The sequence below is a fragment of the Shewanella sp. 4t3-1-2LB genome (assembly GCF_017368415.1).
GTDB lineage: Bacteria > Pseudomonadota > Gammaproteobacteria > Enterobacterales > Shewanellaceae > Shewanella > Shewanella fodinae.
In genome coordinates this window covers 1-255 of record NZ_JAFNJD010000186.1, presented here as the reverse complement: position 1 = coordinate 255, position 255 = coordinate 1, and the positions used below count along the sequence as shown (strand labels likewise).

At 42.7% G+C, this 255-nt stretch carries 1 protein-coding gene; it reads right to left on the bottom strand.

Annotated elements, in window-relative coordinates; genetic code table 11:
* The coding region (locus tag J3L11_RS19235; RefSeq protein ID WP_207572024.1) for a TniQ family protein at positions 1-255 on the bottom strand (255 nt) is incomplete at both ends.

The window sequence follows — 255 nt, the reverse complement described above, 5'->3', positions numbered from 1 at the left end:
AGATGCAATAGCCTTCGTTAAATCAAAACCACAGGAACAATGAGTAATTGATTCATTCCACACATAGTTCAATGCTATGCCACATTGAGGACAGCTATCGACTAGCTTTACATGATGCTTGGTACATGCTTGATAGGGTTCAAAGTGCCAATTCTGACGGATATAAGGAGCCTCTGCTAAACACTCTGGGCAGATAGGGAATGCTGATTCTTGATCATTCCCACGAATAAAACTCGCAGGAATCGTTGTACCGGC